Source organism: Polycladidibacter hongkongensis (genome assembly GCF_001561995.1).
In the GTDB taxonomy this organism is placed as follows: Bacteria; Pseudomonadota; Alphaproteobacteria; order Rhizobiales; family Stappiaceae; genus Pseudovibrio; species Pseudovibrio hongkongensis.
The window spans coordinates 1-6,880 of sequence record NZ_LLWC01000013.1; the positions used below are offsets into that span (position 1 = coordinate 1).

Annotated in this window: 7 protein-coding genes and 1 pseudogene; 5 read left to right on the top strand and 3 right to left on the bottom strand. The window is 50.9% G+C overall.

Going from position 1 to position 6,880, the window contains the following annotated elements:
* From AYK82_RS06040 to AYK82_RS06050, 3 genes are all read left to right on the top strand, one after another.
* Positions 1-242, top strand: a 242-nt coding sequence (locus AYK82_RS06040; RefSeq protein ID WP_156453274.1) for an integrase core domain-containing protein, incomplete at its 5' end; no start/stop codon positions are given.
* A gap of 195 nt (positions 243-437) precedes the next feature.
* Positions 438-1,523 carry a Fic family protein gene (locus AYK82_RS06045; protein ID WP_068312720.1) on the top strand — a complete coding sequence of 362 codons (1,086 nt, stop codon included), beginning with the start codon at positions 438-440 and terminating at the stop codon, positions 1,521-1,523.
* 203 nt (positions 1,524-1,726) lie between these two features.
* Positions 1,727-2,098 carry a Fic family protein gene (locus tag AYK82_RS06050; RefSeq protein ID WP_068312723.1) on the top strand — a complete coding sequence of 124 codons (372 nt, stop codon included), beginning with the start codon at positions 1,727-1,729 and terminating at the stop codon, positions 2,096-2,098.
* 63 nt (positions 2,099-2,161) lie between these two features.
* Here AYK82_RS06050 and AYK82_RS06055 read toward each other — a convergent pair whose 3' ends face one another.
* Both AYK82_RS06055 and AYK82_RS06060 read right to left on the bottom strand, forming a co-directional pair.
* Positions 2,162-2,620 (bottom strand): DUF411 domain-containing protein, encoded by a 459-nt coding sequence (locus AYK82_RS06055; protein ID WP_082733786.1) that lies wholly within the window; start codon positions 2,618-2,620, stop codon positions 2,162-2,164.
* A 77-nt stretch (positions 2,621-2,697) separates the two neighbouring features.
* Positions 2,698-3,036, bottom strand: a complete 339-nt coding sequence (locus AYK82_RS06060; protein ID WP_068312726.1) for a hypothetical protein — start codon at positions 3,034-3,036, stop codon at positions 2,698-2,700.
* A 266-nt stretch (positions 3,037-3,302) separates the two neighbouring features.
* Between AYK82_RS06060 and AYK82_RS06065 the strand changes: the two genes are divergently transcribed.
* Together AYK82_RS06065 and cueR are read left to right on the top strand one after the other, a co-directional pair.
* Positions 3,303-5,783 (top strand): heavy metal translocating P-type ATPase, encoded by a 2,481-nt coding sequence (locus AYK82_RS06065; RefSeq protein WP_068312738.1) that lies wholly within the window; start codon positions 3,303-3,305, stop codon positions 5,781-5,783.
* Positions 5,784-5,795: 12 nt separating this feature from the next.
* Complete coding sequence (gene cueR / locus AYK82_RS06070; protein WP_068312732.1) at positions 5,796-6,188, top strand: Cu(I)-responsive transcriptional regulator; 393 nt, start codon at positions 5,796-5,798, stop codon at positions 6,186-6,188.
* A gap of 128 nt (positions 6,189-6,316) precedes the next feature.
* Here the strand turns inward: cueR and AYK82_RS06075 are convergent.
* A pseudogene (locus AYK82_RS06075) lies at positions 6,317-6,880 on the bottom strand (integrase core domain-containing protein); the annotation flags it as partial.

A 6,880-nucleotide genomic window follows, 5' to 3' on the forward strand; every position in this document is an offset into this window, starting at 1 on the left:
CCCTGGTCCGAAGCTACGGTCTGCGCCAAGAGTTCATCACACCATATTGTCCGCAGCAGAACGGCATGATGGAACGATTGATCCGGTCGCTGAAGGAGCAATGCGTTCATCGCCAACGCTTCGAAAGCCTAATCCATGCCAGCCGAACAATTGCTAATTGGGTTACGTTTTATAATGGCTTGAGGCCTCATCAGGCGCTTGCAATGAAGACACCTAACGAGGCATACAAATTAGCGGCATAACTTGAGCAGAAATTGCTGGGTCAATACAGTATGCTGCTGCGATCACGCCAGTAAATCTTCAAACTTGTACCGAAGCCATTTTAGCAAAACCGTTTTCTGTGAAACCTCTGCATAACAGCCTCCGTTGATATAATCAGGTATAAACGGGTATTTATTCTGGTGCGCATTCTGGCCTATTCAGGTATATAAACAGGTATGCTTAACACCGAGACGATTCACATCACACCCGAATTGCTCGCTCTTCTTTCAGAGCTTGACGAGTTTAAAGGCGCATGGCGAGCCTTGGGGAGCCTTGCCCCCGAACGCTTGCAGGCACTTCGACATGTGGCAACCATCGAGAGCATTGGGTCCTCAACCCGCATCGAGGGTAGCAGGCTGAGTGACCGCGAAGTCGAGCAGCTTCTAGACAAGCTGGAGATCATGAAGTTCGACCGCCGCGACGAGCAAGAAGTCGCGGGTTACGCAGAAGTCATGGAGACAGTTTTCCGGGCATGGGAAGACATTCCGATCAGCGAGAACCACATCAAGCAGCTGCATCGTGATCTATTGCGCTACAGCGGCAAGGATGAACGCCACAGAGGCGAATACAAAACGGTCCCGAATGACGTGGGAGCCTTTGACGCAACCGGAAAAATGGTCGGAATTGTCTTTGCGACGACCAGCCCATTCGATACTCCACACCGCATGAGAGAGCTTGTTAAGTGGCTGAATGACGCCCGTGATCTGAATCGGCTTCATCCTCTGCTGATCGTCGCCGTATTCACCGTTGTGCTTCTGGAAATCCATCCGTTTCAGGATGGCAATGGCCGCTTGAGCCGCGTCCTGACTACGCTTCTGCTGTTGCAGGCGGGTTATGCCTATGTCCCTTATACATCGCTTGAGAGCGTGATTGAAAACAGCAAGGATGCCTACTATTTGGCCTTGCGTCAGACCCAGACCACAATCCGCAGTGCAGAGCCAGACTGGCAACCGTGGTTGATGTTCTTTATGCATGCCTTACAACAACAAAAACGCCGTCTGGCTGTGAAGGTCGAACGAGAAGAGCGCGCCCTGGCCGAATTGCCAGAGTTGGCTGTCATGATCCTAGATTACGCCCGCCAACATGGCCGCGTCACCAACCGCGATATGGTCAGGGAATACGGCGCAAGTCCAAACACCTTAAAGGCTGTTTTCCGGTCTCTCGTCGATAAAGGGATGCTGGTTCGGCATGGCGGCGGCCGATCTACCTGGTATGCCCTCTCTATGGGAACGGTAAACGCTTCAGTGAATTCTCGCAGATAGCCGCTCTGTTTGCCTAGGCAGTGGGCATCATGAAAGACAGACAAGGCACTGTCAAATAATCCAAGTCGAGGACGGCTTATTTGACATCGTCGTTGGCGCCGCAATTCGACCACCAAAAATCAATGACTTAGTGGCTACCGTTTTACTGTCAAAAATGGGATGGTTATATTGATGCGACAGCCTTTATTGAGTGGTTTTTAAACATGACCATTCGCGCGACCTTGGAAGCCAAGAAAGAAGCGATGTATCTTGTGGTGCGGAACCATTTTTTTTTAAAGTATCAAAACATCATTAGTGCACGTAGCAAAAAGGTTTTGAGGAAACTCTTTGAGATGGGCCCGGAGCGTTTGAAAGATGGACTTAGCGCTAAATCCTACACTAAAATCGCAGGAACTTCACCAGCCACTGCCACACGCGAGCTCAACCAATTGGTCAAGCAAGGTATATTGCAACGTGGTACACAAGGTGGTCGATCAGTGAACTACAAGATCCTCATAGATAGCATTGATCCGCCAGAAATAGGGTTGTCTACACAACCAAGGACTAATTTGCCCAGTGGTCACATCGCTCCTTAGAATATGACCACTGGGTCGACGCGCAGTAAAATGAGCTTAGTCTGTCACTAAGCTCTATTGCAGCTAGTTTCCAACCTTGTAGAAAGGAATGTACTGCGTCGAACCGGATTTGAAACCATAGACGACATAGGAGGTGTCTGCATCCGGCTCACCCATGCCGAGCGATCCCGCTGGCATGCCAGGGGTTGCTAATCCGGTTAATTTTGGCCTTTCGTCCAGCAGCTTATCGATAGCCTCTAAGGGAACATGTCCTTCCAGGACGTAGCCATCAAGCAACGCACTATGGCAGCTTGCAAGCTCGTCAGTGATACCCAGTTGCTGCTTAATGAGATCAAGATCTTCCATCGTATTGATGGCAACAGAAAACCCAGCTTCCTTAAGTTTTTCTGCCCATGCACTACAGCATCCGCACCACGGAGTTTTGTAGATTGTGAGGTGAGAGGCTTGATCTGCCTGAGCTTGTGTTAAAGCGGCTACGCCACTAAGTGTCGCAATAAGTGTAGCAAGAACAACGCGTTTCATTGCTTTTCTTCCATTCAGCATTGAGAGAGTGTCAAGATATTCAACTATTGGCACAGCTGCAAAAGCCGTGATGCGTCTCAAGCTGAGATCGGCGGGCGTAACAAGCCAATGGAGCAAACAGAATGAAGGGTTTGCAGTTGCGGGTCAGAATGCGAAACCTTGCTTAAAAAGACAAGGGTGCCAAGCTGTTGAGGTAGAGCGCTGCAGAGCTTATTGCACTCAGATAGTACCTGCGCATTATCGTGGTGGCAGCAGCCAGCCGTGTACATAGCTTCTTCAGCCACGTCCGCATGCGCGCTTTGCGCGACTTCATTAGGCGCACCAGAATGGTCTGCCATCACTCCGAGATGGTGTGTGGCAAGCGCGGTAACGACAAATACAAGCGACACGATAAGGGTGCCCAGAGCTTTTAGCATTTTCTAGATCTAACTAAGTCGCCAGTGAAACACCATAGCGTAGGGGTAGAACTACGACAGCCTTAACACTTTTGGCAAGAAATCAGAACACTAAATTAACAGGAAACCACTTTAAAACAATAGGTTACCAAGGATACCCACATCCTTGTTGAAGGTTGAGGCATAGAGCCGCAGCATATCAAAACCACTGCATTTAATCGGCCTTGACATTCCAGTAACTGGAAGCCTTAGGGTGCGCGCAAGTTAAATCATCGATGGTGATCAAAATGAGCAATTCAGGACAAATTCAATTTCGTGTCTCTGGACTTAACTGCGCATCATGTGTTGCTAAGCTTGAGAAAACGCTGAACACACTTCCTCAGGTTCAAAGCGCAGGGGTCAATCTTGCTACAGAGACCGTGCAGTTACAGCATAACAGGGACCTTTCTGCAAAGCAGATCGTTAAAGTGCTCGACACGGCGGGGTACCCGGCAATAATCGATGAGATCGTATTGCAGGTGGAAAACATGTCCTGCGCTTCCTGTGTTCGCCGTGTTGAGCAGCATCTTCTGAGCTTGTCAGGTGTTGTCAGTGCCTCTGTAAATCTGGCAGCGGAAAGCGCAAGTGTTCGTTATCTTGCTGGCGCACAAACACCCTCTTCCATCGCGCAGGCGCTTACCCATGCCGGATATCCCGCCAAGCCCAAGGGACAGCGCCCTGCACCTGCGAGCTTTGCCAGTCAAAGCCGGGCGAGAAATGTTGGTGCAAGAGCATTCTTGGCCGGTTTGCTCGCATTGCCAGTGTTTTTAATCGAGATGGGGGGCCATATGTTCCCAAGTCTGCAAAGGTTTACGGAACAGACGATTGGCGCTCAGAATAGCTACTACATACAACTTGCTCTTACGACATTGGTTCTGGCTGGTCCGGGCCGTGGGTTCTTCTCAAAAGGCATTCCAGCGCTCTTCAAAGGCGCGCCGGATATGAATTCTCTGGTCGCATTGGGGACAAGCGCTGCTTATCTTTTTTCTATCGTGGTGACGTTTTTCCCTCAAGCACTGCCTGAAGGCGCCGCTCATGTCTACTACGAGGCTGCGGCTGTCATTGTGGCGCTCGTTTTGTTTGGCCGCGCTCTGGAGGCTCGAGCAAAGGGCCGCACCGGGGACGCGATCCGCAAGCTGATAGGGCTACAACCCAAAACAGCGCAGGTAGAGCGAAACGGTCAAGTGAGCGAATGCTTGATTGAAGAAATTGACGTGGGTGATGTGGTTCATGCGCGTCCTGGAGAAAGGATCGCCGTTGACGGTACAGTTCTCTCAGGCAGCTCTTACGTGGATGAAAGCATGATAACTGGCGAACCAACTCCCAACAAAAAGATCAAGGGCAGTACAGTTGTCGGCGCGACGATCAATGGGACAGGTGCGCTCGTGTTTCGGGCTGAAAAAGTCGGTAGCGAGACAATGCTCTCGCAAATTATAGAAATGGTAGAGCAAGCTCAAGGTGCAAAACTGCCAATTCAAGCGCTCGTCGACAAGGTGACCTCTTGGTTTGTCCCGGCGGTTTTAGCAACAGCTTTGCTCACATTTTTTCTTTGGCTGCTGTTTGGTCCAGCGCCTGCCTTGACGCATGCCTTGGTAAGCGCTGTGGCTGTCCTCATTATTGCCTGTCCTTGCGCAATGGGCTTGGCAACACCAACATCAATTATGGTGGGCACGGGCCGAGCCGCGCAAATGGGCGTGCTCTTCCGCAAAGGCGACGCCTTGCAAAAACTGCAAGAATGCAAAGTCGTAGCCTTTGATAAGACCGGTACTTTAACCGTCGGCCAGCCGGCACTGACAGATGTTTGCCTGACCACCCAAGTTGAGGAGGAAGAGGTCTTGCGCCTTACGGCTTCCGTTGAAAGGCAATCCGAGCATCCTGTCGCGCGCGCAATCCTCAAAGAGATCGCAGCGCGCGGCCTCGAGCTGCTGCCAACGCGGAATTTTGTGGCCATTCCCGGCTATGGAGTTCATGCCAGCGTTGAAACATTTAATCTTCTAGTTGGCGCCGATCGCCTTATGATCCGCGAGGGCGTTGACTTGCGAGCTCACGCCGCGCAAGGGCAGAGCTTTGCCCGGCAAGGAAAAACCCCGCTCTATGTGGCGATCAACGGAGAACTTGCAGCAATTATGGCCGTTGCGGATACAGTAAAACCTAGCAGTCGTGCAACGATCAATGCATTACACGATCTCGGCTTGAAGACAGTTATGATTACCGGAGACAGCAAACAAACTGCACAAGCGATAGCGAGCGAGGTTGGCATTGACCACGTCATTGCCGAAGTTTTGCCGGCAGATAAAGCCAATGAAGTAAAGACGTTGCAGGCTAACGGCACTCAAGTTGCCTTTGTCGGAGACGGGATTAACGACGCGCCGGCTCTGGCAACCGCTAGCGTGGGGGTTGCCATAGGTAGTGGCACAGACGTGGCCATTGAAGCAGCTGATGTTGTGTTGATCTCTCAAGACATGGCTAATGTTGTCAAGGCAATTGATCTGAGCCGTCGCACACTGAACAACATCCGTGAAAACCTGTTTTGGGCCTTTTCTTATAATGTAGTGCTTATTCCGGTTGCTGCCGGTTTGCTCTACGTGTTTGGTGGCCCGCAGCTCTCTCCAGTGATTGCAGCAGGCGCCATGGCACTGTCGAGCCTTTTTGTTTTAAGCAATGCACTGCGTTTGCGTTGGGTGCAGCCTCGTCTGGCATCCAATCGCCCAACCAAAGCGAACCTATAGGAGGTGAGGTAATTGAATATCGGCGACGTTGCAAAGCGCACCGGGGTAAAAGCCAAGACAATTCGCTACTACGAGGATATTGGTTTTTTGAAACCCAAAAGAACAGAGAACGGCTACCGCGAATTTGATGAAGCCGATTTGCATAAGCTCGTTTTTATCGGCAGGGCACGGCATCTAGGCTTTTCAATTGAAAGCTGTCGCGCACTGCTCGCCCTTTATGAGGATAAAAACCGTACCAGTGCTGAAGTTAAGCAGCTTGCCCAGGCTCACCTCAACGCAATTGATGAGAAGCTGGTGCTCTTGCAAGAGATGCATAGCACTTTGTCTCGTCTTATTTCGGCCTGTGCAGGCGATGATAGGCCGGACTGCCCGATCATGAATGAACTCAAGATTGATCTAAGATAAGCCTGTGAGCCGCTGCACATACTCCAGCGGGCCGGCATAAGAAAACTGAGGTGTTGACAAGTTAACTTGAAAGAGCCGGAAGAAGCTGCCGGTATTCCCCCCATTTTTGGAGGAGCTTTGGCGTAGGGTCATGCTGCCAGTTTTAGTTTAGTGGCGGGTGTTATGCCGCCGATGGCCATGTTGGGCCGTTCGTTGTTATATGTCCAGAGCCAGTCTGTGGCTTCCGTTTGCGCCTGTTCGATGCTTTCAAAGCACGTCTGATCCAGCCATTCCTGCCTGACAGTTCTGTTGTAACGTTCCACATAGGCGTTCTGTGCCGGCTTTCCAGGTTGAATATGCAGGATCTGGATCCCTTGAGATCTGGCCCAATTTAACAGGGTTTCACTGATGTTTTCCGGTCCATTATCAACACGTATGGTTTTGGGCTTGCCTCGCCATTCAATCACTTGGCTCAACGCCCGCACCACCCGCAGTGCGGGAAGAGAGAAATCCACTTCAATAGCTAGCCCCTCGCGGTTGAAATCATCAAGTATGTTAAGCGTTCTGAACCGCCTGCCATCCTCCAGTTGATCTGACATGAAATCCCCCTGTAAATTATTGGGACCAAACTTGATTGGCCCGTGCTGGAACCGCCAACTTATCTGGTTTCGCCCGCTTCAAACGTTTGCGCGGCCTGATCCGAAGGTTCAAAT

What these genes read in the sequence shown, in the direction of transcription:
- AYK82_RS06045 (WP_068312720.1), top strand. Translation starts at nt 438, where the DNA reads ATGCTTAACACCGAGACGATTCACATCACACCCGAATTGCTCGCTCTT.
- AYK82_RS06050 (WP_068312723.1), top strand. Translation starts at nt 1,727, where the DNA reads ATGACCATTCGCGCGACCTTGGAAGCCAAGAAAGAAGCGATGTATCTT.
- AYK82_RS06060 (WP_068312726.1), bottom strand. Translation starts at nt 3,036, where the DNA reads ATGCTAAAAGCTCTGGGCACCCTTATCGTGTCGCTTGTATTTGTCGTT.
- AYK82_RS06055 (WP_082733786.1), bottom strand. Translation starts at nt 2,620, where the DNA reads ATGAAACGCGTTGTTCTTGCTACACTTATTGCGACACTTAGTGGCGTA.
- AYK82_RS06065 (WP_068312738.1), top strand. Translation starts at nt 3,303, where the DNA reads ATGAGCAATTCAGGACAAATTCAATTTCGTGTCTCTGGACTTAACTGC.